Raw genomic sequence first — 20,579 nt, 5'->3', positions numbered from 1 at the left:
AAGCGACCGTTTCTTGTTCTGACCACAGCCTAACACCAGAACAATTCAGGTCCAGTGCGGTTCGGCATATGCAAACTTCCTTGCCCATGCGCATCGCTTCTGCGATCAAACCGGCGTGACCGCTGGCCCCGTCCTTGATGCACCCCGCCGCGAAGGCTTTGATGCGGCCTATGAGCAGGTGCGTGGGGATGCCAGCATTCAGTTCGCCCCCGAATTCGCAAAGCCCGCCGATCCGCCGCCGCAATGGTGGGAGGATGTCTCGCGCTGGCTAGCCAAGTTACTCGAACCGATTGCTCAGGCGCTGGCTGCCGCCTGGCCGTGGCTCAGCAAGCTGCTTCTGGTGGCGCTGGTCGTCGGCGTGCTGGCGTTGCTGTGGGTGATCCTCGTCCCCTATATCGCCGACTGGCGCGAGCGGCGCGGCGCGGCCCAGCCCGATTGGGTGCCCGATCAGACGCAGGCTCGCGCGCTGCTCGAAGAGGCGGACCGGCTGGCTGCGCAAGGTCGCTTCGATGAGGCCGCGCATCTGCTGCTCTATCGGTCGATCGAGGATATTGCCGAGAAGCGCCCCGACCTGCTGCGGCCTTCGACGACCACGCGCGAGATCGGCGCGTTCGATGCGCTGTCGCAGCGCGCGCGCCAGGCATTCGGCGTGATCGCGGGACATGTCGAAGCGAGCTTCTTCGCCCGGCGTCCGCTCGATCGAAGCGCCTGGGACAGTTCGCGCGAAGCCTATCGCGCCTTTGCGCTGGACGGCGGCTGAAATGGCGACAGAAACCAACGCCAACCCTTTTGCGCGCGGCACGGTGCTGCTGATGTTCGCGATCGGTTTCGCAGCCTTCATCGCACTGCTCTACGCGCTGGGCGCGGAGGGTGCGCTCAAATCGGGCAATAATGGCCAGGCGCATGGCGCATCGTCGAGCCTGGTCGGCTATTCGGCGCTGGCGCATCTGCTCGAAAAGACGGGCACGCCGGTCAGCTATGGCCGCAATCCGGCCGCCGCTTCGCAGCAGGATTTGCTGATCGTCACGCCGCAGCTGAGCAGCGATCCTGAAGAATTGCAGGCCATGGTGGAACAGCGCGCCTTCACCGGGCCGACGATCATCATCCTGCCCAAATGGCAGGTGACGCCGCTCGATGGGATGCAGCGGGGCTGGGTCCAGCTTGATTCGACTTTTGCAGCGCTTCAGGCGCCGCAGGTGCTGGCTCGGCTGGTCGCCGTGAAGACCCGGATCGAAGGCGTCGACAGTCGGCTTGCTTCGATGCTGTTCGTCCAGCCCGACAGTGCCGATCAGAAGAACGCGATGCTCAAACAGGCGCTCAAGTCGCGCGTCACGATCAGCGGCGACAAGCTCAAGACCGTGCTCGCCGATGCTGAGACGGGCGCGGCGCGGGTGGCGGTGATCGACGATGGCGGCTGGTATCCCTCGCTCGATCCCGACGCGCCCGACGAAGCGCCCCAGGCATCCGGCATAGCGCAGGGGCGCTACCCGGTCGTCATTGTCGCCGATGCGGATCTGATGAACAATCTGGGTCTTGCGAACCGCAAGACGGCCGAACAGGCGCTGAACATCATCGATTCGGCCTGGTCCGGCGGCGGGGAGGGCGTGGTGTTCGACCTGACCCAAAACGGCCTCGGCGCCTCGGAGAACCTGCTTTCGGTCGCGTTTCGTCCGCCCTTTGTCGGCGCGGTGGCGAGCCTGGTGCTGGCGGCGATCGCCTTTGCCTGGATGGCGTTCTTCCGCTTCGGCCCGTCGCTCTCCGAAGAACCGCCGTTCGGCTTTGGCAAGACGGCGCTCGTCAAGGGCAGCGCGTCTCTGGTGCGCAGGCTGGGGCGCGAGCACCTTATCGGACCGGCCTATGCCGATCTGCTGCGCGACAGGGCGGCGCGCGCGCTGGGTCTGCCGTCGGCGCTGCCGGCGGAGCAGGTCGATGCGCGACTGTCCCTCGTGCCCGCTGATAGCGACGGGCGCGATTACGAGACCCTCATTGCAAATTTGCGAAGCGCGCGCGACCGTCCGGCCATCGCGGCCGCAGCGCGCGCCTTCTATCGCTGGAAAAAGGAAAGAATGGGATGAACTTGGCCGATATCAACGCATTGGGGGATCGTATCCGCGCAGAGATGGCCAAGGCGATCATCGGCCAGGACGAGATTATCGATCATCTGCTGATCGCGCTGCTCTCGAACGGCCATGTTCTGCTCGAAGGCCCGCCGGGGACCGCCAAGACCTTCATGGCGCAGTGCTTTGCCGCGTGCTTGTCGCTCGATTACGGGCGCATCCAGTTTACGCCCGATCTGATGCCGGGGGATATTGTCGGCTCCAACCTGTTCAACTTCCAGACCAGCCAGTTCACGCTGACGCGCGGGCCGATCTTCACCGATCTGCTGCTGGCCGACGAAATCAACCGCACCCCGCCCAAGACCCAGGCGGCGCTTCTGGAAGCGATGCAGGAACGCAGCGTCACGCTCGACGGTACGCGGCACCCGCTGTCCTCGCATTTCATGGTGGTGGCGACGCAGAACCCGATCGAGCAGCAGGGCGTCTACCCGCTGCCCGAAGCGCAGCTCGATCGCTTCCTGTTCAAGCTGCTGGTCGGCTATCCCGATGCGGACGAAGAGGCGCGGATCGTCGCCGAATATGGCAAGCGCAGCGGCGTGCAGCGGCCCGATGCCTTTGCCATCCAGCCTCAGGTGACGCCCGATGCGTTGAGTGCAGCGCGCGCCGCCGTCAGCGAGGTCAAGCTGGTCGACGAGGTGGTCGCCTATATCGTGCGGCTGGTGCGCGCGACGCGTGAAACTGCGGATTTCGAAAGCGGCGCTTCTCCGCGCGCGGCGATCATGCTCGCCAATGCGGCGCGCGCGCGGGCAGCGCTGCAGGGGCGCGATTATGTGATCCCCGATGATGTCAAGCAGCTCGCTGCCTCGGTGCTGCGTCATCGCACCTTGCTGTCGCCCGCCGCCGAGATCGAAGGTCGCCGGGTGGAGACCATCGTCGCCGATCTGGTCGAACGCACCGAGGCGCCGCGTTGATCGGAGCCTATCCCACCTTGCGCGCGGGCCTGCTGATCGCGGGCGGGGCGCCGCTGGCGATTCTGCTGGCGGCGTTCGCGCCCGGGTTGTGGCCGCTCGGCCCGGCCTGGTCGGGCGCGGTGCTGCTGCTCGCGCTGCTCGATGCGCTGATCGCGGGCAAGGCACGGCATGTCGAACTGATCGTGCCGGCCAGCAGCGAACTGGGGAGCGAGGTGCGGATCGCGATCGAGGCCGAACTGGCCGCGCAGGTGCCGATCGCGCGCGCCGAGGCGAGCCTGGCGGTGACCAGCCGGATCGTGCCCGGCGGCAGGGGCTTTGCAAGTTTGCAAAGATCGGGACCGGAGGCCGCGCTGCGCGGCGAATTCGCGCTGTCGCCGGTGCGGCGCGGCGCGCTGGAGATCGAGCGGCTATGGCTGCGCTGGCAGGGGCCGCTGGGTCTGGGCTGGCGGCAGGACGTGCGCCCGAGCGGAGAGACCATCGCCATCCTGCCCGATATCGCGGCGGTGCGCGCGCCCGCTTTGCAGGTTTTCATCAAGGAGGCGATCTACGGCATCCTGGCGCGCCAAATCCGCGGCGAGGGGAGCGAGTTCGAGGCTCTGGTCGAATATCAGCCCGGCTTCGACCGCCGTTCGATCGACTGGAAAAGTTCGGCGCGCCATTCTAAGCTGCTCGCGCGCGAATATGATACCGAGCGCAACAACCAGATCGTTTTCGCGCTCGATAGCGGATCGGACATGTGCGAGCCGGTCGCGGGCCTGCCGCGCATCGATCGTGCTGTTTCCGCAGCATTGCTGACCAGCTATGTCGCGCTCAAGGCGGGTGATCAGGTGCGGCTGTTTTCCTTTGCTGCCCAGCCCGAGCGCGCGACACCGTTCATTTCCGGGAGCCGCAATTTCTTCCGCCTGCAGTCCGAGGCGGCGGGGATCGATTATCGCTTCGAGGAAAGCAACTATACGCTGGCGCTGTCGACGCTGGCCGCGCAGCTGCAGCGGCGATCGCTGATCGTGGTGTTCACCGATTTTACCGACCCAACCAGCGCCGAACTGATGCTTGAATCGGTCGGGCGGCTGATCGACCGGCATCTGCTTCTGTTCGTCGCGATGGAGGATGAGGAACTGCTGTCGATAGTCGATCAGGCGCCCGCGACGAGCGAGAAGGTGGCCGAAAGCGTTGCCGCTGCCAGCTTGCTGGCGCAGCGGCGACTGGTCATCACGCGGCTGCGGCACATGGGCATCGATGTGATCGAGGGGCGGCATGACGAGATCGGCACGCGGCTGATGAACGCCTATCTCAAGATCAAGCGCCGCGGGCAGCTATGAGCGAGGCGGTGATGAAATCCCCAGGCGGACAGGCGGTGGCGGCCGCCGCGCTGCGCAGCGACCGCTTCCGGCTGGAACGCGAGGGCGACTGGCAGCGGCTCGATGCGATGGTCACCGCCATGGAGAAAGGCAAGCTCCGCAAGCTGTCCGATGACGACGTGCTGGCGCTGCCGGTGCTCTACCGCAACCTGCTGTCCAGCCTGTCGATTGCCCGCGAAAGCTCGCTCGACGCCGGGCTGATCGCCTATCTCGAATCGCTGACGCTGCGCGCCTATTTCATGGTCTATGGCACCCGCACCAGCCTTGGCGGTTGGTGCCGCAGCTTTTTCGGCGGTGGGCTCAGCCGCGCTGTGCGTGCCATCTGGCCCGATCTGCTGGTTGCGCTGGCAGCGATGATGGCAGGTGCCGTACTCGGCTTCTTCCTCGTCGATGCCGAGACCGACTGGTATTTCCGGCTCGTCCCGGCGCAGTTCAGCGATGTCCGTGTGCCTGGCGCCTCGCGCGAGGCGCTGCTGAGCACGCTGTTCGGCGAGACCGATGGCGATGGCCTGGGGGTGTTTGCCGCCTATCTGTTCAGCAATAACGCGCAGGTGGCCATCATGGCCTTCGCGCTGGGTTTCGCCTTCGGGGTACCGTCGATCCTGTTGCTCGTGTACAACATGGTCGGGCTCGGCGCGATGGTCTGGCTGTTCGCCTCGCGCGGGCTTGCGGTCGAGTTCATCGGCTGGCTGTCGATCCACGGCACGACCGAATTGCTTGCGATCCTGCTCGCCGGGGCGGCGGGCTTGCATATCGGCCGTGCCCTCGGATTTCCCGGGCAGCGCAGCCATATGGTCGCGCTCAGCCAGGCGGGGCGGACTGCTGCGCAAGTCATGGCGGGTGTTGTCGTGATGCTGATCTGCGCCGGCTTGCTCGAGGGCTTTGGCCGTCAGCTGATTCAGTCGACGGCGATCCGTTATGCCATCGGCTATGGCATCCTGGCGTTGTGGCTCGCCTATTTCTTCGCTTTCCGCCCGAGGCGGGCCTGATGGCGGGCGCTGCCGATCTGGGCCGGACGCGGGGCAGGGATGCGAGGCTTCAGCGCACCCTGATCACGCCCGAGGGCGTCGCGCTCGATGTCCAGGTGGCATCGGCGAGCGCGCGTGCGGGTGCGCTGCTCATCGATCTGGCCGCTCTGTTCGGGATGTATATCGCCTTCATCCTGGCACTCGTGCTGACTGTCTGGATGTTCGAACGCGCCAATCTGCCATCCATACCCGACAGCATCGGCGGCTTTCTCGTGGTGCTGTTCATCATCGGCACGTTTCTCGCGCGGAACGCCTATTTCCTGTATTTTGAGCTGGGCCAGCGCGCGGCGACCTGGGGCAAGCGCGCACTAGGCATTCGCGTCGCTGTGCGTGATGGCGGGCGGCTGACCGCTGAGGCGGTGATCGCGCGCAACCTGCTTCGCGATATCGAGCTGTTCCTGCCGGTGATGTTCATGACGTCGAGCGGAATTCAGGGCTCGCTCAGCGAGTTCGCGGCCTGGGCGGGCCTGTTCTGGGTCGGCAGTTTCGCGCTGTTCCCGCTGCTCAACAAGGATCGGCTGCGCTGCGGCGACCTGATCGCGGGAACCTGGGTGGTGCAGGCGCCAAAGGCGCAGCTGGCGGGACTGGTGGCGACAGGGGTGCCCGAAAATGACCTGATCGCAGCGCTTCCTTCCGATCGCTACCGGTTCACCGAAGCCGAGCTTGCGGTCTATGGCGAATACGAACTGCAGACGCTGGAACAGGTTCTGCGGACGGCCAATGCCGAGTCGATGCAGGCGGTGGCGACGACGATTTGCAGCAAGATCGGCTGGACAGCGCCGGTCGGCGACGAGCGCGCGTTTCTGGAGGCCTATTACACGCAATTGCGCGCCCGGCTGGAACGCGGCATGCGTTTCGGCCGAAGGCGCGCGGACAAGAACAGCTGATGCAGTGCAGGTGTCAGGCGGCGCCGAGCAATCCGGTGACCTGCTCTGCCGTAGGCGGGCGCAAGGTCCGCATCGCCTGTTCGGGATCGCCCAGCATCGACTTGGCGACCTGACGTGCGAAATCGTCAAGCTTTTGCGGAAGCTCGGCAGCCGCTGCGGCCTTGGCAAGGCTCTCCATCGCGCCGCTGGGCGCCGTGGGGCGGTTGATGAGATTGATGACGCCGTCGTTCACCGGCCGTGCGGGGGCAGGGTCGGTATTGCGCGGCGCGACATCATTCGCCTGATAGTTCGGACGGATATAGACCGTCCGCATCGTCGGCGAGCCTGGGGGGTCTGAATTGTTGATCATGGCACGGGGGTCCTGATAGTTTTTCAGGCTGAAGATGCCATGGCCGGCGTTAAGGCGGGCTTGAAGAAACTGGCATGCGCCGCGTTAAGCATATCGCAAAGCCTGGTGGCTATGCCCGACCTGCCGAGAGTCTTGCCCAGGCTAGGTCCGCGAACTCGCATAATAACGGCCGCGTGTCGCGCGGATCAATGATATCTTCGACAGAAAAATGCTCGGCGCTGCGGAACGGGCTGCGCACCTTGTTGAGCCGGGCGCGGATCGCCGCAAGATGCGCCTGAGGATCGGCGCTCGCTTCAAGCTCGGACTTGTAGGCAACCTCCACCCCGCCCTCGATCGGCAGCGATCCCCAGTCGCCGCTGGGCCAGGCAAAGCGATACTGGAAGCGTTCGGCATTCGACATGGCCGAACCCGCGATGCCATAGGCGCGCCGGACGATGACCGAGGCCAGCGGCACCCTGGCACGATAGATTGCGTTCATCGCGTTGACGCCATAGCGGATCGTGCCCGCGCGCTCGGCATCGGCGCCGATCATGAAGCCGGGATTGTCGACCAGATGCATGATCGGAAGGCGGAACTGATCGGCGAGCTTGACGAAGCGTTCGGCCTTTTCGCTGGTTTTCGCCTCCCACGAGCCGCCCAGATAGCTGGGGTCGCTCGCCAGTACGGCGACCGGCCAGCCATTGAGGCGCGCGAATGCGGTAATGACCGCGCGGCCCCAGCGGCGGCCCATCTCGAACACGCTGCCGTGATCGAACACCTGGGCCAGCACGCGGCGCATAGCATAGACCTGGCCCGGATCGCGCGGCACGGCGGAAAGCAGCGCCTCCTCGCGCCGGTCCGCAGGATCGTCGCAAGGCGTGCGCGCTGCCAGACTGTCGATCGAGGAAGGAAGATAGCTGAGGAAACGCCGCGCGACAGCAAAGGCTTCGGCCTCGCTCGCCACCTCCTCGTCGACCACGCCGTTGCGGCAATGGATCTCCGTGCCGCCCAACTGCTCCTTGTCGACCGTCTCGCCGATCGCGGCAGCGACGGCGGGACCGGCGGCAAACAGCTGCGACAGCCCCTTGACCATCACCGAATAATGGCTCGCCACCGTCCGCGCCGCGCCCAGGCCAGCGGTCGGGCCGAGCGCCAGTGCGACCACCGGCACCGTTTCCAGATTGGTGACGATATGCTCCCAACCCGGCACCATCGGCACATAGGTATAACCCATCGTCTCGAGCGTCTTGACCGATCCGCCGCCGCCGGTGCCATCGATCATGCGCACCAGCGGCAGGCGCAGTTCGTGCGCCATCGCCTCGCACTGGACGAACTTGCGGTGCAGCGCCGCATCGGCGGCACCGCCGCGCACCGTGAAATCATCGGCGCTGGCGACGATAGGACGGCCTTCGACATCGCCGCGCCCGAAGATGAAATTGGAGGGAGCGAGATCGACCAGATCGCCCTTTTCATCATAGCTGCCGCGCCCGGCGATCTTGCCGATCTCGCGAAAACTACCCGGGTCGAGCAGTGCGTCGATCCGCGCCCGCGCGTCCATCTTGCCGCGCGCATGCTGCCGCGCGACCTTGTCTTCCCCGCCCATTTTCTCGGCCAGCGCACGGCGCCGGGCAAGCTCGTCGATCTCTTCCTGCCAACTCATGGGGCCGACGCTAGCGCGGCAGCTCCCGCCGGTCACGCACGAATATCAGCCCTTTTTCTTGGCCATCGACTGGACCGCGCCGAGCGTCAGTTTGACATGATCGCGATAGTCCATGTCGTCGTGCACGAAGGTGACACGGCCGTTGGGAGCCACGACCATGCTGGTGCGTCCGGTCATGTTCGGGCGACCCGCAAGTCCGACGCCATAGGCCTGGATCATCGCGGGCGTGGCCTGGGCGACGGTGAACTTGCTCTGGCAGGCCTCGGTCGAGAATTTCTTGAGCTCGTCGATCCCGTCCGCCGACAGGCCAATCACGGTCGCGCCCGCCTTCTTGAAGTCCGCCATGCGCGTGGCGAACTCATGCGCCTCGGCGGTGCAGCCGCTGGTGAAGGCCTTGGGGAAGAAATACAGGACAACCGGGCCCTTTTTCAGCTCGCTGGCGAGGCTGAGCTTGTAGGCCTTGCCCGCTTTTGCCCCGGTAGTGGTGAACATCGGGGCCTTGCCGCCGATCGCGATCTTGCCGGCGTCCGCAGCCAGGGCAGGGGCCTCGGCCAGTATCGCAGCAGAGCCGGTGGCGAGGGCAAGAGCGGAAAGCGAAATTGCAAATGCGCGCATGTTGAAAAACCCCTTTGATCGTGATGGCGGCAACTTAGGGAGCATGTGCCGAGTTTCCACCCGGTCAGGCAAATTCGCGTGCAATATCCTCGGGACCCGGGCCGGCGAGCTGGCGATAGATGCCGGCATAGACGCACACCATCAGCACGGTCAGCAGCATGCTGATCACCGCGTCGACCAGGGTGACCAGCGTCCCGGCAATTTCGCCGTCAAGAGCCAGCCGGATGACGATGCCGAACACCGTGACGCTGGTGATATAGACGAAGAATGCTGTCACCGCGACGACCAGCAGGAAGACCAAGATGCGCCCGCTATTGTTCTTGGTGAGCGCCCAGGATCGGCGCATCGGCGCGATGATCGTGTGGGCGCGCTCGGCCACCATCACCGGTCCTGCGACGATCAGCTTCACGAAGATGTAGATCCCCGGCAGAATGAATGCCAGCGAGCCGAGAAACGTCAGCACGCCGCTCAGCACGCCCATCGCATAATAGGGCAGGATGATCGAAAATCCGCGCCGCATCGCCTCGCTGACGCTGGGGCGACTGGGATCGAGCATCAGCACCAGCATGACGATGGTGGCAAAACCGTTCAACAGCCCGATAAGGATGATCCAGCCGAAATTCTCCTGGTAGAAACTTTGCATGTTCGCATAGATCGTCGTCAGATCCGCATCGGGCGGGCTTTGCGGCGGCGGCACGAACATGGCAAAAGCCAGGCCGGGCAGCAGGATGAACACCCCCGCCACGCTGAGCAGGAGTTCGCGATGCGTCCGGAAAAGCTGCATCACGTCGTTCCAGCAGCCGGAAAGATCGAGCTTGCGTGTCATGGCGGGATTGGCCTCACTGGCTAAAGCGACTAAAGGCCTGCGCTAAACGCCGTACGGATGCTGCGCAAGGCATTTGCCGCACCATCCGTCGCGTCAATGGGCAGGACATATGGCACCAGGCTTGAGCGATGTCGAAACCGGGGCGATCGCAGCCCCCGAATGGCGCGTGTCGTCCGGGCTGACGCCTTATCCCGAAGCGTTGGCCGAGATGGAGGCGCGCAACCAGGCGATCGAGCGCGGCGAGGCGGGCGAACTGCTCTGGCTGCTGGAGCACCCGCCGCTCTACACGGCAGGCACCAGTGCCGATCCGGCCGAGTTGCTGAGCCGGCAATTCCCGGTCTTCGATACGGGGCGCGGCGGGCGCTACACGTATCACGGGCCGGGCCAGCGCGTCGGCTATGTGCTGCTTGATCTGCGTCGGCGCGGCAAGGACGTGCGCTGTTTCGTCCATGCGGTCGAGGGCTGGGTGATCGCGGCGCTGGCGGATCTGGGCGTGTCGGCGCGCCGGGCCGAGGGGCGCGTCGGCATCTGGACCGACAATCGGCTTGGGCAGGAGGCCAAGATCGGCGCGATCGGCGTCCGCGTGCGCCGCTGGGTGACGATGCACGGCTTCGCGGTCAACGTGAACCCGGATCTCGCGCATTTCGGCGGCATCGTGCCGTGCGGCATTGCCGAATATCCGGTGACTAGCCTGGCCGATCTGGGGGTGAACGCCACGATGGCCGATCTCGACGCAGCACTGGAGAAGCACCGGGACGCGTTTCTTGCAGCTTTGGGCGGCGCATGCCAAAGCGGGGCCAACGGAAAGGGAACCGAATGACGCTGAAGCCTGCAGTCCTTGCCATTGCGCTGGCGGCGCTGACTTTGACCGCTTGCCAGAAGGAAGCCGCAGACAAGACCGCGGTCGCGCAGGGCAGCACCCCCGAAGGCACGATCAGCGACGAACTGCCCGATCTGGATCTGCTGCCCAACGACGCGCCGCTCGCCGATCCATCGGACCTGCCACCGGTTCCGGGTGTTGCCGCGCCGGTCGCACCGGCGGCGGTGGATGCGGAAGCTGAGCCTGCCGAGAGACCCAGGCCAGCGCCACCGGCGCCCAGGCCTGCCGAACCGGAGCTCGAAGGCTCGATCGCGGAGTAAATCCGCGACGTTTTGCCGTCACCCCCGCGCAGGCGGGGGGCCCGCTACCTGTTTCAGCGACTGCGCAAAAGCGGAATCCCCGTGAGCGCGGGAATGCACGGTGCTTCAAGCCGCGTACACGGTTCCGTCGGTCAACCCGGCATCGGCAAAACCCTGTTTGCGCAGGCGGCAACTGTCGCACAAGCCGCAGGCGCGGCCATCGGGCAGCGGGTCGTAGCAGGACCAGCTCATCGCCGGATCGAGCCCCAGTCGCACCGCTTCGGCCGCGATCTCGGCCTTGCCCAGATATTGCAGCGGCGCATGGATGGTGAACGGTTCGCCCTGATCGCCCGCCTTGGTGGCAAGGTCCGCCAGCCGTTCGAAGCCCTGGATGAATTCGGGACGGCAATCGGGATAGCCCGAATAGTCGAGCGCGTTGACGCCGATGAAGATGTCGCGCGCGCCCAGCGCCTCGGCCCAGCCGAGCGTCAGCGAGAGGAAGATGAGGTTGCGTGCGGGCACGTAGGTCACCGGAATGTCCTGGCCCACGCCCGTCTTCGGCACGTCGATATCGTCGGTAAGCGCCGATCCACCGAACTGGCGCAGATCGAGCGGCAGCACGATATGCCGTACCGCGCCGATATGTGCCGCAATCGTGCGCGCAGCTTCGATTTCCACCCGATGACGCTGGTTGTAATCGATGGTCAGCGCAGCGACGTCAAAGCCCTGCTCCTTGGCTCGGGCGGCAGAGACCATGGAGTCCAGGCCGCCGGAAAGCAGCACGACAGCGGTTTTTCGCAGATCAGTCATGCCTCGCGCATATTGCGCCGCCGCGGTGCGGGCAATTCAAAAAAAATCGGGCCGCGCGGACAGGTCCGGCGGCCCAGTGAGGTCTCTCGACCTGAATGGAGGAAAGCGTACCGAGTCCGGCACGCGACGGTCATAACCCGGCGATGGTTAAGAAATGGTGCAGCCGCGCTAACGATCAGCCGTCACAGGCGCCGGCATAACGGCCTTCCATGGCGAAGGCGAAGGGCGAGTTCTGCGCAATACCCTGCGAGTCGATCTGGATCAGCCCGCGGCCTTCATATTTGATCGTGGTGCGGCCCGATCCGCCGCCGGGGCAGCGATAGGTCACGGTTACCTCATCGGGAAGGTCCGAAACGACGAAGCGGCTGCACTGCTGGTCGCGGTGCCGCAGCTGCAGCAGCTTGCGCAGATCGCGCACGCACAGCTTGTCGCTGGCATCGGTGCTGCCACGTTCCTTCAGGTTCCACAAGCCCGGTTGCAGCTTGCCGAGCATCGCCAGTTCGGGCGCTTCGGCGCGCGTGGAAACCGAGGCAAGCCCCAGCGCGATGGCGGGCACGACAAGCAGTTTGAAAAGGGTGGGGGAAGCATTCATTCGGGTAAACCCTGTCGTTGGCTCCTGCCGTTCAGCGCGGCAGGCACAGTCAATGGCGTGCGACCCGATTCAGGTTTCTTGCCCCAGGCAATGCAACAGTCTTAGCCCGCGATGATGGCAAAATCATCCGATAATTGTGGCGGGTTTGCGACGCAGATGATGCGTCGATCAGCCTGCAGGCGTGACCGGCTCGATATGGAAGATGCGCGAACAAAACGCGCAATCGACCGCGATCGTGCCGCTCTCGCCGACCATCTCGGCCTGTTCCTCAGCCGGGAAACGGCCGATGACATCGCGGATATGGTCGATATTGCAGCGGCAGCCCTTGACCAGCGGCGCGCCATCGACCGTGCGGACCTCGTCCTCCTCGTGGAATAGCCGCCACAGGATATCGCGACCGCTCAAGTTGGGGTCGAGCATCTCGCCATGGCTGAGCGTCCCCGCAAGGATCGAGACATGCTCCCATTGGGGGTGGTCGAGCCGCACGTGCAGCCGCTCGCGGCCTTCCTCGCCCTCGGGCAGATGCTGGACCAAGAACCCGGCGCTGCGGCAGCCGGTGGCATCGCTCTCGATCGCGATACGGATCATCGTCGGCACCTGTTCGGACTGGGTGAAATAGCTCTCGCACGCCTGCGCGAGCGAATCCCCGTCCAATGGCACGATCCCCTGATAGCGGCCCTTGCCAAAGCTCTGGTCGAAGGTGAGCGCGAGATAGCCCTTGCCGAACAGCGCGAACAGCGAAGGGTTTGCTCCCAGCCGTGCCAGTCGCTCGGCATCGAACCGCACATGGCCACGCAGCTCGCCGCCGCGATAATCGACGACCAGCAGCTCGACGATGCCGCCCTCGGTCTGCGCCTGGATGGTCACCTGACCGCCATCCTGCTTCATCAGCGACCCGATCAGCGCGCAGATGGTGATCGCCTCGGCGAGGACGAGCTTGATACAGGTGGGGTAATCGTGCGCAGCGAGGATCTCGCGCAGCACGCTGTCCAGCCGCACAAACCGCCCGCGCGCATCCTGGCCGGGAAGGGTGAAATGGACGGGCGGAGTGTCGAAGGCGGTGCTCATGGGCGGCTATATGGTGTCGAGATGTCGAGGCGTCAAACTGCACTCGGCCACAACCCGTCATCCTGAACTTGTTTCAGGATCCATCTTGCCCCATCAGCCGAAGCTCCAAGACGATGAATGGACCCTGAAACAAGTTCAGGGTGACGAAAGGGGCAGGCCACAGGCTAACCCGTATAACGTCCCGCCGTCTCGCGGATCAGGGCGATCATGTTGGGGATGCCCTGCGTTCGGTTGGACGAAAGCTGGTTCCTGAGATCGAACGGGGCGAGCGCGGCTTCGATATCCGCGCTCGCGACGGCATCCGGTGACTTGTCCTGAACGGTGAGCAGCACGAGTGCGATAATGCCCTTGGTGATCGCGGCGTTGCTATCGGCAAGGAAATGCAGTCGGCCGTCGTCGAGCCTTGTGGGATAGACCCAGACCGAGGCCGAGCAGCCCCGGACCAGCGTCGCGTCGGTCTTGAGCGCATCGGGCATCGGATCGAGCGTGCGGCCCAGATCGATGATCAGCCGATAGCGGTCATCCGCATCGAGAAATTCGTATTCTTCCGCCAGATCGGCAATGCTTGCAGGTGCGCTCGTCATGGCCGCGCAGATAGCGAGGCGGCGGGGCAAAGTCACCCCGCCGCGCACAAATTACAATTCCACGCCGGCGGCGATCGCTTCAAGCTTGCGGATGCGTTCCTTGAGATCGGCAATCTCGATCCGCGAATGGGTGGAGGGCGAACCGCCGTCATAGCGCGGCGCATGCGCCTCCATTTCGTGGCGCTTGAACGCCAGCCATTCGCGCCAGCCGCGCAGCATGGTCGATGATACCAGGGCAACCCCAAGCAAGGCCGACATTGCCACGGTCATGTACAGATAGGCGCTTTCCATCTTCTTCCCTTTACGGCCCCCGCCGCCCGGTTGGTGATGTGCGTGTCCGCCTCAGCGGTCGCGCAGCTTCTCGATTTCAAGGCTCAAATCGCTGGTCTGACGCTGATCGGTAATCACGCGCTCCAGCACCTGAACGCGCTCCTTCAAAGCGCGGACGTCTTCGCGTAGCCGCTGCGTTTCGGCATTGTCCGCCAGGGTGGTGCGCTTCTGGTTGCCCATCGCGTCCTCGACGATGCCGTGCTGCGCCTTGTACCGGGCCTTCAGCACGCTCGCGATCATCACGATGAAGACGATCGCGACGACCATGGAAAAAGGATTGTCGAACATTCTGTGATCCCTTGCTGTCAGCTCAGCTGTTTGGCGCGAAGATTTTCGATCTGCTGGGATAGGTCGTCGCGGCCCCGACCATCGGTGATGATCCGCTCGAGCGTGCGCAAGCGCTGCTCCGTTCGGTCATCGACAGGCGGTCGGACTGCGGCCTGTGCCTTGGCCAGTTCGATCTGCAATTCCAATGTCTTGCGCTGATGCTTGGTCCAGATCGCAAGCCCGCCCAGCATGAACGGAGCCAGCGGAATGAGGACCAGCAGCGCATCAAGATCGAACATTTCAAAAACCCCCGTATATTCTGTCAGTTCAGCGGAGCGTCGCGCAGATCCTCGATCTGCTGGGCAAGGTCGCTGCGGCCATCGGTGATGATCCGTTCGAGCGTCCGCACCCGTTGCTCGAGCCGCTCGGTCTGGGCCGCATAGCGTGCCGCCTTTTCCGCGGTTTCCTTGTTGAACGCCTCGAGCTGCTTTTCCTTGAACTTCAGGTGCCGCTTATAGGCATCGCCCATCGTGCCAACCAGAACCGGCAGGCCGACGACAATCATGAAAAACACAACCCAGTCCGGCATGATGACCTCCCGTTATCCTCGAGTGTTGCTCAATTGGCCCGCTTGTCGCGAAGCGCTTCGATCTCGTGCGTCAGGCGGTGCGCATCATCGGTGACGATGCGCTCGACATTGCCCAGACGGTCCTTGATCGATCCCAGTTCGGCGCGCAGCTGCGCGTTTTCCTGGCTCAGCAGCTTGATCCGCTCGACCGATTCCAGGTCCGCCTTGGGATAGATCGGCTTGCCCCAGCTGCTTTCCAGCGGATAGCCATTCTTGATCCGCAGCCAGGTATTGGCGACCCATCCGGCGGTGCCGATGGCCACCACGATCGAAATGATCGGGCCCAGCGTCTGGAACAACATCATCTTCTCGGTCATGCGGGGTCCTTCTCGATGCGCAGGCGTTCGATTTCATCGGCCAGGCGAACACTGGAGCTGTTGGCGTCGGTGGCGATGCGTTCCAGCACCGCGATCCGCTCTTCCAGCCGTCCGATCTTGCCTGTCAGTTGCTCGTTTTCATTGGTGAGCAGCGATATTTTTCGATCAGCGTCGGGATCGCTTCGTTCAATGACTTTGCCCGTCCACTGATCCTCGAGCGGATAGCCATGCTTGGCGCGGATCCAGGTGGTGATGACCCAGGCTCCCATGGACAGCATGATGATCGTAAGGACGAAACCCGGTCCACCCCAGCTCATGATATTCTCCTGATACCTTTTAGTTGTGCCCGGCCTTGATCAGCGCAGGCTTTCGATCTCGTCGGCCAGACGCGTGTTTTTGGCAGTGTAGAACAGCTCGACATCGGCCAGGCGGCGGTCGATCTCGCGGAACCGGGCCTTGACGTCGCGCGCGGTGCGGGTGGGCGACTGGCGCACGCCCTGCCAGAACTTGCGATCCTGGTCGTCGGCATAGAGATGCGCGGGCTTCTTGTCGGCGAACATGCCCATGGCGAAATAGCCCACCAGTGCCCAGCCGGTCATCAGCGTCAGCAGGACCGCCGCAACGCGGATCCAGACCACATCGATCCCGGTATAGTCGGCAATCCCGGCGCACACGCCCATGAACTTGCCGTTCTGCTTGTCGCGATAGAATTTCGTCTTGCGCGGAGCAGGGGCGTCATACTTATACTTGTCCAGCCGGCTCATTTCCTCACCCTTTCCTTCAGCAGGCGCTCAACCTGTTCCAGGCCATAGTCGTCCTGGTCGTCCGAGCTGGTCAGCCGCGCCGGGCGCCAGTCGGGATTGTCGGCGGAAATGATCCGCTCGACCGTGTCCATGCGATCGTCCAGACGGCGGGCCATCGCATGCAGTTCTTCAAGCAGGTGCTCGTCCGAATTGGTCAATGTCGCGGCGGTCTTCCATTTCGTGATATAGTGGAAAATCAGCCAGGGCAGGCCGATGAACAACATGCCGACGACGAAGATGGGAACCAGAATATCTTCCATCGCCTCAGCCCTCCTTCTTCAGCGCGCGCTTCATGGCTTCGAGCTCCTCGTCGACCTTGTCGCTGTCGGCGAGCGCGGCGAATTCGTCGTCCAGGCTGCGCTGGCCGAGCGCCTTGCGTTCGCTCCGCTCATCCTCGGCCATGCCCAGCGCATCGGCGCGGCCCTCGGCCATGTCGACGCGGCGCTCGAGCAGGTCGAAGCGGCTGAAAGCCTCGCGAACCTTGTCGCCATTGTACATGGTGCGCAGCTTGACGCGGTTTTCGGCGCTTTCCAGGCGGCTCATGATGTTGTTCTGGCGCATCCGTGCCTCGCGCAGCTTGGCCTGCAGCTTGGCGATATCCTGTTCCGAAGCGCGAAGGGCATCATCGAGCACCGCGATTTCGACATTGAGCTGATCGGCCATATCGGCAGCCTTCTTCTTCTCGAGCAGAGCGGCGCGGGCCAGGTCTTCGCGGTCCTTGGACAGCGCGAGTTCCGCCTTGTCGGTCCAGTCGGCCTGCAGCTGCTCCAGCTTGTTCACATGCCGCTTCATTTCCTTCTGATCGGCAATGGTGCGGGCAGCCGAAGCGCGGACTTCGACCAGCGTCTCTTCCATTTCCAGGATGATCATGCGGATCATCTTTGCCGGGTCTTCGGCCTTGTCGAGCAGTTCGGTAACGTTCGCTGCGATGATATCGCGGGTGCGAGAGAAAATTCCCATGGCCAAAACTCCGTTTCGTAAATTCAGGCGGACTGGATCCGGCGTCCACCTTACCCCCTTTTGCATTCTAGTGGAAAGTGATTGGCCGGGACGGGGCAAGGGGGGGGTAAGCGTCCCGGCCAAATCCGTCAGGCAAGGTACCGGACGGAAACGAGTGCGCGGGCATCTCCATCATGATGGACGGGCGAGGCGGCAGCCTCGATGCTCGCAAAGGCGGTGAGAAACAGCGTGGTGATCAGCGCCAGTGCTGCGACCGTGGTGATCAGCGTGGACTTGAGGACATTGTCCTGATCCTGGCTGTTCGCGTTCGAAGCGTTGGTGGTTTTCACTGTCTTTCTCCCTTGGACCGCCTTGTGTCGGTGTTGTCCAAAGCGTTGCAGAGAGCGTGCCAATTTGAAAAATAATGGAATATCAATGGTTTGAAAATTTTCATGAACGAAGCTGTTGGTTAGGATTGCCACCAGTTGGGAATTTGCACTATCTCTTGGTGCATGGAACGGGGCAGTCAGTTCATCGGGGAATCAGGGGCGTTTCTGGACGCGGTCGAACGCGCCAGCCGCGCGGCGATGCTCAACCGTCCGGTGCTGGTCATCGGCGAGCGCGGCACGGGCAAGGAGCTGATTGCCGAGCGCCTCCACCGCCTGTCGTCGCGCTGGGATGGCCCGCTGATCACGCTGAATTGCGCCGCGCTGCCCGAGACGCTGATCGAGGCCGAGCTGTTCGGGCACGAGGCCGGTGCGTTCACCGGCGCGACGCGCGCGCGCCAGGGCCGGTTCGAGGAGGCCGATGGCGGCACATTGTTTCTCGACGAGCTCGCGACGCTCAGCATGGGCGCGCAGGAGCGTCTGCTGCGCGCGGTCGAATATGGCGAGGTGACGCGCATCGGCTCGTCGCGCTCGATCAAGGTCGATGTGCGCATCGTCGCGGCCACCAACGAGCATCTGCCCGAGCTGGTGGACAAGGGCCGCTTTCGCGCCGATTTGCTCGACCGGCTGTCGTTCGAGGTGGTGACCCTGCCGCCGCTGCGCGCGCGCGAAGGCGATGTGATGGTGCTCGCCGATTTCTTCGGGCGGCGCATGGCCGCAGAGCTCGACTGGGACCGCTGGCCCGGGTTCGGCCCGATGGCGACCGAGGCGATGCAGCGGCACGACTGGCCCGGCAACGTTCGCGAGCTGCGCAATGTCGTCGAGCGTGCGGTCTATCGCTGGGACGATTTCGAGCGGCCGGTCGACCATATCGTGTTCGATCCGTTCGAATCGCCGTGGAAACCCAAGCCGATGACGCGCTCGGGCGCGCCTTCAGGCGGGCAATCGCCCTGCAACGAGGTGATCGACGCCGCCTTGTCCGATCCAGGCGTGCGCGCGACGATGGAGCACACGCTCAATTTTGACGCGATCGACGATCTGCGCGGCGCGGTCGATGCGCATGAGAAGCGGATATTGCAGGCCGCGCTCGCCCGCCACCGCTACAACCAGCGCCAGACCGCCAAGGCGCTCGGCCTTAGCTATGACCAGCTGCGCCACTGCCTGAAAAAGCACGATCTTCTGGGGTGAAATAGCTGGACGTCGGTACGCAGCGCTGAAATGGGAGGCGCATGAAACTTGCCCGCTTCGATCCCGCCGCCTTTCTCGCCTCGCACTGGCAACAGGCGCCTTTGCTGATTTGCAATCCGTGGAATGAATGGGAATGCCCGATCGATCCGGACGAGCTCGCGGGGCTGGCGTGCGAGCCCGAGGTGGAATCGCGGCTCATCGTGCAGCAGGGCCCGGAAAACTGGGCGCTGGAGCAGGGGCCGTTCGATGCTGAGCGCTTTGCGGACCTGGGCGGACAGCCCTGGACGCTGCTGGTGCAGGCGGTCGATCATCAGGTGCCCGAAGTCGCGGCGCTGCTTTCGCAATTTCGCTTCGTGCCCGATTGGCGGATCGACGATGTGATGATCAGTTTCGCCACGACCGGTGGTGGGGTCGGTCCGCATTTCGATCAGTATGACGTTTTTCTGATCCAGGGGCGAGGGCGGCGGCGCTGGCGGATCGGGCAGCATTGCGACGACGCAACGCCATTGCGGTCCCATCAGGACCTGCGGCTGCTGGCGGAGTTCGACGAGCAGGCGGTGTACGATCTGGGGCCTGGTGACATCCTTTACGTGCCGCCGGGCGTCGCGCATGACGGCATTGCGCTCGACGATGACTGCATGACGCTGTCGATCGGTTTTCGCGCGCCTTCGCAGGCCGAACTGATCACCGGCTGGAGCGATCATGTGCTCGACGGGCTGGGCGAGGACGACCGCTATTCCGATCCCATGTTACCGTTACAGGCGCACCCCGGGGAGATCACCGGCGAGGCGCTGGAGCGATTGCAGGCGATGGTGCTCGAAAAGCTCGCCGATCGCACCGAATTTGCCCGCTGGTTCGGCGCTTTCAACAGCGCCCCCAAATATCCGGACATGGATTGGAGCCCCGAGGTGCCGCTGACCATGGCGGAGGTGCGCGAGACGGCCAAGCGGCGCCGTGTGCTTCGCAACTTCGCAAGCCGGTTCGTGTTCGTGCGTGAAGACGACGGGTTGCTGCTGTTCGTCGATGGCGAATCCTATCCCTGCACCGGCGCGGCAGCACGCTTTGCCGAGGCCTTGTGCGCCAATCATGAAATCGAGGTCGGCGAGATCGATGACGCAGTGGTGGCGCTGTTGCTCGACCTAGCCAATCGTGGTGCTATCGCCTTTGAGGAGGACGACTGAGCCGCCGATCAGCGGACGTCGAGCGCCCGCCAGGCGCCGGGCGCGAGGTCTTCCAGCGTCCAGTCGCCCACCTGCCAGCGCACCAGCCGCAGTGTCGGAAAGCCGACTGCCGCCGTCATCCGCCGCACCTGGCGGTTCTTCCCCTCGCGCAGCGTGAGCGCGATCCAGCCATCGGGCACAGTCTTGCGAAAGCGCACCGGCGGGTCGCGGGGCCACAGATCGGGCGGATCGAGCCGATGGGCGAGGGCAGAGCGCGTTATGCCATCCTTGAGCGCCACGCCGCTTCGCAATTTCGCAAGTGCCTCGTCGCTGATCGCCCCTTCGACCTGCACCCAATAGGTCTTGGCGAGCTTGTGGCGGGGATCGGCGATCCTTGCCTGCAACCTGCCGTCATCGGTGAGCAGCACCAGCCCCTCGCTGTCCTGATCGAGCCTACCGGCGGGGTAGACGCCGGGCACGTCGATGAAATCGGCCAGGGTCGGCCGCGATCCATCGCCGCTGAACTGGCAGATCACACCATAGGGTTTGTTGAACAGGATCAGCCGGGGCAAGGAAAAGGCACTTTCTGCGCGTCATGGGTGGCTTTGTCGTCCAAGGCTTGGCACATGGGAGCATCACACAACAACCCCTTTAGAGA

Annotated in this window: 29 protein-coding genes; 10 read left to right on the top strand and 19 right to left on the bottom strand. The window is 64.1% G+C overall.

The genetic code is table 11. The annotated features are described in order from the left end of the window. Positions 1-115 precede the first annotated feature (115 nt). From OPU69_RS14105 to OPU69_RS14080, 6 genes are read left to right on the top strand one after another with little or no spacing between them, the layout of a single operon-like run. Entirely contained in the window at positions 116-760 is a 645-nt protein-coding gene (locus OPU69_RS14105) for a hypothetical protein (RefSeq protein WP_498511884.1), read from the top strand. 1 nt (position 761) lies between these two features. Then, a complete protein-coding gene (locus OPU69_RS14100; protein ID WP_498511882.1) occupies positions 762-2,075 on the top strand; it encodes a DUF4350 domain-containing protein in 1,314 nt (437 codons plus the stop codon). Next, positions 2,072-3,028, top strand: coding sequence for an AAA family ATPase (locus tag OPU69_RS14095; RefSeq protein ID WP_498511880.1), 957 nt, complete (start codon positions 2,072-2,074; stop codon positions 3,026-3,028). The genes OPU69_RS14100 and OPU69_RS14095 overlap by 4 nt, the downstream gene beginning before the upstream one ends. Further along, positions 3,025-4,347, top strand: coding sequence for a DUF58 domain-containing protein (locus OPU69_RS14090; protein ID WP_060978235.1), 1,323 nt, complete (start codon positions 3,025-3,027; stop codon positions 4,345-4,347). The genes OPU69_RS14095 and OPU69_RS14090 overlap by 4 nt, the downstream gene beginning before the upstream one ends. 11 nt (positions 4,348-4,358) lie before the next feature. Beyond that, a complete protein-coding gene (locus OPU69_RS14085) occupies positions 4,359-5,375 on the top strand; it encodes a stage II sporulation protein M (protein WP_498511877.1) in 1,017 nt (338 codons plus the stop codon). Next, entirely contained in the window at positions 5,375-6,301 is a 927-nt protein-coding gene (locus OPU69_RS14080; RefSeq protein WP_060978236.1) for an RDD family protein, read from the top strand. The genes OPU69_RS14085 and OPU69_RS14080 overlap by 1 nt, the downstream gene beginning before the upstream one ends. A 13-nt stretch (positions 6,302-6,314) precedes the next feature. On the opposite strand, the gene OPU69_RS14075 is transcribed toward OPU69_RS14080, so the two are convergent. From OPU69_RS14075 to OPU69_RS14060, 4 genes are all read right to left on the bottom strand, one after another. Beyond that, the gene (locus OPU69_RS14075; RefSeq protein WP_060978237.1) at positions 6,315-6,650 is read right to left on the bottom strand and encodes a hypothetical protein; all 336 of its coding nucleotides are present in this window, start codon (positions 6,648-6,650) and stop codon (positions 6,315-6,317) included. 109 nt (positions 6,651-6,759) lie between these two features. Further along, complete coding sequence (locus tag OPU69_RS14070) at positions 6,760-8,289, bottom strand: acyl-CoA carboxylase subunit beta (RefSeq protein WP_498511875.1); 1,530 nt, start codon at positions 8,287-8,289, stop codon at positions 6,760-6,762. Positions 8,290-8,334: 45 nt separating this feature from the next. Further along, on the bottom strand, positions 8,335-8,904 hold the full coding sequence (locus OPU69_RS14065) for a peroxiredoxin (protein WP_060978239.1): 570 nt from the start codon (positions 8,902-8,904) through the stop codon (positions 8,335-8,337). A gap of 64 nt (positions 8,905-8,968) precedes the next feature. Next, on the bottom strand, positions 8,969-9,730 hold the full coding sequence (locus tag OPU69_RS14060) for a glycerophosphoryl diester phosphodiesterase membrane domain-containing protein (protein WP_060978240.1): 762 nt from the start codon (positions 9,728-9,730) through the stop codon (positions 8,969-8,971). 109 nt (positions 9,731-9,839) lie between these two features. On the opposite strand from OPU69_RS14060, the gene lipB reads away from it, so the two are divergent. Beyond that, positions 9,840-10,550: a lipoyl(octanoyl) transferase LipB gene (gene lipB, locus OPU69_RS14055; protein WP_498511872.1), complete on the top strand. Its 711-nt coding sequence runs from the start codon at positions 9,840-9,842 to the stop codon at positions 10,548-10,550. Then, the gene (locus tag OPU69_RS14050; protein WP_498511870.1) at positions 10,547-10,870 is read left to right on the top strand and encodes a hypothetical protein; all 324 of its coding nucleotides are present in this window, start codon (positions 10,547-10,549) and stop codon (positions 10,868-10,870) included. Before lipB ends, OPU69_RS14050 begins: the two co-directional genes overlap by 4 nt. A 105-nt stretch (positions 10,871-10,975) precedes the next feature. Here OPU69_RS14050 and queC read toward each other — a convergent pair whose 3' ends face one another. From queC to OPU69_RS13980, 14 genes are all read right to left on the bottom strand, one after another. Beyond that, on the bottom strand, positions 10,976-11,659 hold the full coding sequence (gene queC, locus OPU69_RS14045) for a 7-cyano-7-deazaguanine synthase QueC (protein WP_060978243.1): 684 nt from the start codon (positions 11,657-11,659) through the stop codon (positions 10,976-10,978). Positions 11,660-11,834: 175 nt separating this feature from the next. After that, entirely contained in the window at positions 11,835-12,251 is a 417-nt protein-coding gene (locus OPU69_RS14040; protein WP_060978244.1) for a DUF3617 domain-containing protein, read from the bottom strand. Between the two features lie 168 nt (positions 12,252-12,419). Then, a complete protein-coding gene (hslO, locus tag OPU69_RS14035; protein WP_060978245.1) occupies positions 12,420-13,319 on the bottom strand; it encodes an Hsp33 family molecular chaperone HslO in 900 nt (299 codons plus the stop codon). Positions 13,320-13,483: 164 nt separating this feature from the next. Further along, positions 13,484-13,903 (bottom strand): SufE family protein, encoded by a 420-nt coding sequence (locus tag OPU69_RS14030; protein ID WP_060978246.1) that lies wholly within the window; start codon positions 13,901-13,903, stop codon positions 13,484-13,486. A 51-nt stretch (positions 13,904-13,954) separates the two neighbouring features. After that, a complete protein-coding gene (locus OPU69_RS14025) occupies positions 13,955-14,194 on the bottom strand; it encodes a hypothetical protein (RefSeq protein ID WP_498511867.1) in 240 nt (79 codons plus the stop codon). 51 nt (positions 14,195-14,245) lie between these two features. Then, a complete protein-coding gene (locus tag OPU69_RS14020) occupies positions 14,246-14,521 on the bottom strand; it encodes a hypothetical protein (protein ID WP_066043630.1) in 276 nt (91 codons plus the stop codon). 17 nt (positions 14,522-14,538) lie between these two features. Continuing rightward, a complete protein-coding gene (locus OPU69_RS14015) occupies positions 14,539-14,799 on the bottom strand; it encodes a hypothetical protein (RefSeq protein ID WP_060978248.1) in 261 nt (86 codons plus the stop codon). Positions 14,800-14,822: 23 nt separating this feature from the next. Next, positions 14,823-15,089 carry a hypothetical protein gene (locus OPU69_RS14010; RefSeq protein WP_060978249.1) on the bottom strand — a complete coding sequence of 89 codons (267 nt, stop codon included), beginning with the start codon at positions 15,087-15,089 and terminating at the stop codon, positions 14,823-14,825. A gap of 29 nt (positions 15,090-15,118) precedes the next feature. Then, complete coding sequence (locus OPU69_RS14005) at positions 15,119-15,445, bottom strand: hypothetical protein (RefSeq protein WP_208597918.1); 327 nt, start codon at positions 15,443-15,445, stop codon at positions 15,119-15,121. Beyond that, a complete protein-coding gene (locus tag OPU69_RS14000) occupies positions 15,442-15,762 on the bottom strand; it encodes a hypothetical protein (RefSeq protein WP_060978250.1) in 321 nt (106 codons plus the stop codon). Before OPU69_RS14000 ends, OPU69_RS14005 begins: the two co-directional genes overlap by 4 nt. A 39-nt stretch (positions 15,763-15,801) precedes the next feature. Continuing rightward, positions 15,802-16,209, bottom strand: a complete 408-nt coding sequence (gene pspC, locus OPU69_RS13995) for an envelope stress response membrane protein PspC (protein ID WP_498511863.1) — start codon at positions 16,207-16,209, stop codon at positions 15,802-15,804. Then, positions 16,206-16,508 (bottom strand): envelope stress response membrane protein PspB, encoded by a 303-nt coding sequence (pspB, locus tag OPU69_RS13990; RefSeq protein WP_060978252.1) that lies wholly within the window; start codon positions 16,506-16,508, stop codon positions 16,206-16,208. The genes pspC and pspB overlap by 4 nt, the downstream gene beginning before the upstream one ends. A gap of 4 nt (positions 16,509-16,512) precedes the next feature. Then, positions 16,513-17,208 carry a phage shock protein PspA gene (pspA, locus tag OPU69_RS13985; protein ID WP_060978253.1) on the bottom strand — a complete coding sequence of 232 codons (696 nt, stop codon included), beginning with the start codon at positions 17,206-17,208 and terminating at the stop codon, positions 16,513-16,515. Between the two features lie 128 nt (positions 17,209-17,336). Further along, the gene (locus tag OPU69_RS13980; protein WP_060978254.1) at positions 17,337-17,537 is read right to left on the bottom strand and encodes a hypothetical protein; all 201 of its coding nucleotides are present in this window, start codon (positions 17,535-17,537) and stop codon (positions 17,337-17,339) included. A gap of 162 nt (positions 17,538-17,699) precedes the next feature. Here OPU69_RS13980 and pspF point away from each other — a divergent pair, with 162 nt between their 5' ends. Together pspF and OPU69_RS13970 are read left to right on the top strand one after the other, a co-directional pair. Then, a complete protein-coding gene (gene pspF / locus OPU69_RS13975) occupies positions 17,700-18,761 on the top strand; it encodes a phage shock protein operon transcriptional activator (RefSeq protein ID WP_498511860.1) in 1,062 nt (353 codons plus the stop codon). 41 nt (positions 18,762-18,802) lie between these two features. After that, positions 18,803-19,942: a JmjC domain-containing protein gene (locus tag OPU69_RS13970; protein ID WP_498511858.1), complete on the top strand. Its 1,140-nt coding sequence runs from the start codon at positions 18,803-18,805 to the stop codon at positions 19,940-19,942. A gap of 8 nt (positions 19,943-19,950) precedes the next feature. Here OPU69_RS13970 and OPU69_RS13965 read toward each other — a convergent pair whose 3' ends face one another. Further along, entirely contained in the window at positions 19,951-20,493 is a 543-nt protein-coding gene (locus OPU69_RS13965; RefSeq protein ID WP_498511856.1) for a pseudouridine synthase, read from the bottom strand. Between the last annotated feature and the right edge of the window lie 86 nt (positions 20,494-20,579).

This window comes from Blastomonas sp. 34TW (assembly GCF_059803595.1).
The sequence above is the reverse complement of the archived record's forward strand: the minus strand, read 5'-3'. Positions and strand labels throughout refer to the sequence as shown.

What these genes read in the sequence shown, in the direction of transcription:
- pspC (WP_498511863.1), bottom strand. Translation starts at nt 16,209, where the DNA reads ATGAGCCGGCTGGACAAGTATAAGTATGACGCCCCTGCTCCGCGCAAG.
- OPU69_RS14095 (WP_498511880.1), top strand. Translation starts at nt 2,072, where the DNA reads ATGAACTTGGCCGATATCAACGCATTGGGGGATCGTATCCGCGCAGAG.
- OPU69_RS14060 (WP_060978240.1), bottom strand. Translation starts at nt 9,730, where the DNA reads ATGACACGCAAGCTCGATCTTTCCGGCTGCTGGAACGACGTGATGCAG.
- OPU69_RS14040 (WP_060978244.1), bottom strand. Translation starts at nt 12,251, where the DNA reads ATGAATGCTTCCCCCACCCTTTTCAAACTGCTTGTCGTGCCCGCCATC.
- pspB (WP_060978252.1), bottom strand. Translation starts at nt 16,508, where the DNA reads ATGGAAGATATTCTGGTTCCCATCTTCGTCGTCGGCATGTTGTTCATC.
- OPU69_RS14100 (WP_498511882.1), top strand. Translation starts at nt 762, where the DNA reads ATGGCGACAGAAACCAACGCCAACCCTTTTGCGCGCGGCACGGTGCTG.
- OPU69_RS14010 (WP_060978249.1), bottom strand. Translation starts at nt 15,089, where the DNA reads ATGCCGGACTGGGTTGTGTTTTTCATGATTGTCGTCGGCCTGCCGGTT.
- OPU69_RS14050 (WP_498511870.1), top strand. Translation starts at nt 10,547, where the DNA reads ATGACGCTGAAGCCTGCAGTCCTTGCCATTGCGCTGGCGGCGCTGACT.
- queC (WP_060978243.1), bottom strand. Translation starts at nt 11,659, where the DNA reads ATGACTGATCTGCGAAAAACCGCTGTCGTGCTGCTTTCCGGCGGCCTG.
- OPU69_RS14015 (WP_060978248.1), bottom strand. Translation starts at nt 14,799, where the DNA reads ATGTTCGATCTTGATGCGCTGCTGGTCCTCATTCCGCTGGCTCCGTTC.
- OPU69_RS14080 (WP_060978236.1), top strand. Translation starts at nt 5,375, where the DNA reads ATGGCGGGCGCTGCCGATCTGGGCCGGACGCGGGGCAGGGATGCGAGG.
- OPU69_RS14000 (WP_060978250.1), bottom strand. Translation starts at nt 15,762, where the DNA reads ATGAGCTGGGGTGGACCGGGTTTCGTCCTTACGATCATCATGCTGTCC.
- OPU69_RS13970 (WP_498511858.1), top strand. Translation starts at nt 18,803, where the DNA reads ATGAAACTTGCCCGCTTCGATCCCGCCGCCTTTCTCGCCTCGCACTGG.
- OPU69_RS14070 (WP_498511875.1), bottom strand. Translation starts at nt 8,289, where the DNA reads ATGAGTTGGCAGGAAGAGATCGACGAGCTTGCCCGGCGCCGTGCGCTG.
- OPU69_RS14085 (WP_498511877.1), top strand. Translation starts at nt 4,359, where the DNA reads ATGAAATCCCCAGGCGGACAGGCGGTGGCGGCCGCCGCGCTGCGCAGC.
- OPU69_RS14075 (WP_060978237.1), bottom strand. Translation starts at nt 6,650, where the DNA reads ATGATCAACAATTCAGACCCCCCAGGCTCGCCGACGATGCGGACGGTC.
- hslO (WP_060978245.1), bottom strand. Translation starts at nt 13,319, where the DNA reads ATGAGCACCGCCTTCGACACTCCGCCCGTCCATTTCACCCTTCCCGGC.
- OPU69_RS14005 (WP_208597918.1), bottom strand. Translation starts at nt 15,445, where the DNA reads ATGACCGAGAAGATGATGTTGTTCCAGACGCTGGGCCCGATCATTTCG.
- OPU69_RS14065 (WP_060978239.1), bottom strand. Translation starts at nt 8,904, where the DNA reads ATGCGCGCATTTGCAATTTCGCTTTCCGCTCTTGCCCTCGCCACCGGC.
- pspF (WP_498511860.1), top strand. Translation starts at nt 17,700, where the DNA reads ATGGAACGGGGCAGTCAGTTCATCGGGGAATCAGGGGCGTTTCTGGAC.
- lipB (WP_498511872.1), top strand. Translation starts at nt 9,840, where the DNA reads ATGGCACCAGGCTTGAGCGATGTCGAAACCGGGGCGATCGCAGCCCCC.
- pspA (WP_060978253.1), bottom strand. Translation starts at nt 17,208, where the DNA reads ATGGGAATTTTCTCTCGCACCCGCGATATCATCGCAGCGAACGTTACC.
- OPU69_RS14030 (WP_060978246.1), bottom strand. Translation starts at nt 13,903, where the DNA reads ATGACGAGCGCACCTGCAAGCATTGCCGATCTGGCGGAAGAATACGAA.
- OPU69_RS14025 (WP_498511867.1), bottom strand. Translation starts at nt 14,194, where the DNA reads ATGGAAAGCGCCTATCTGTACATGACCGTGGCAATGTCGGCCTTGCTT.
- OPU69_RS14020 (WP_066043630.1), bottom strand. Translation starts at nt 14,521, where the DNA reads ATGTTCGACAATCCTTTTTCCATGGTCGTCGCGATCGTCTTCATCGTG.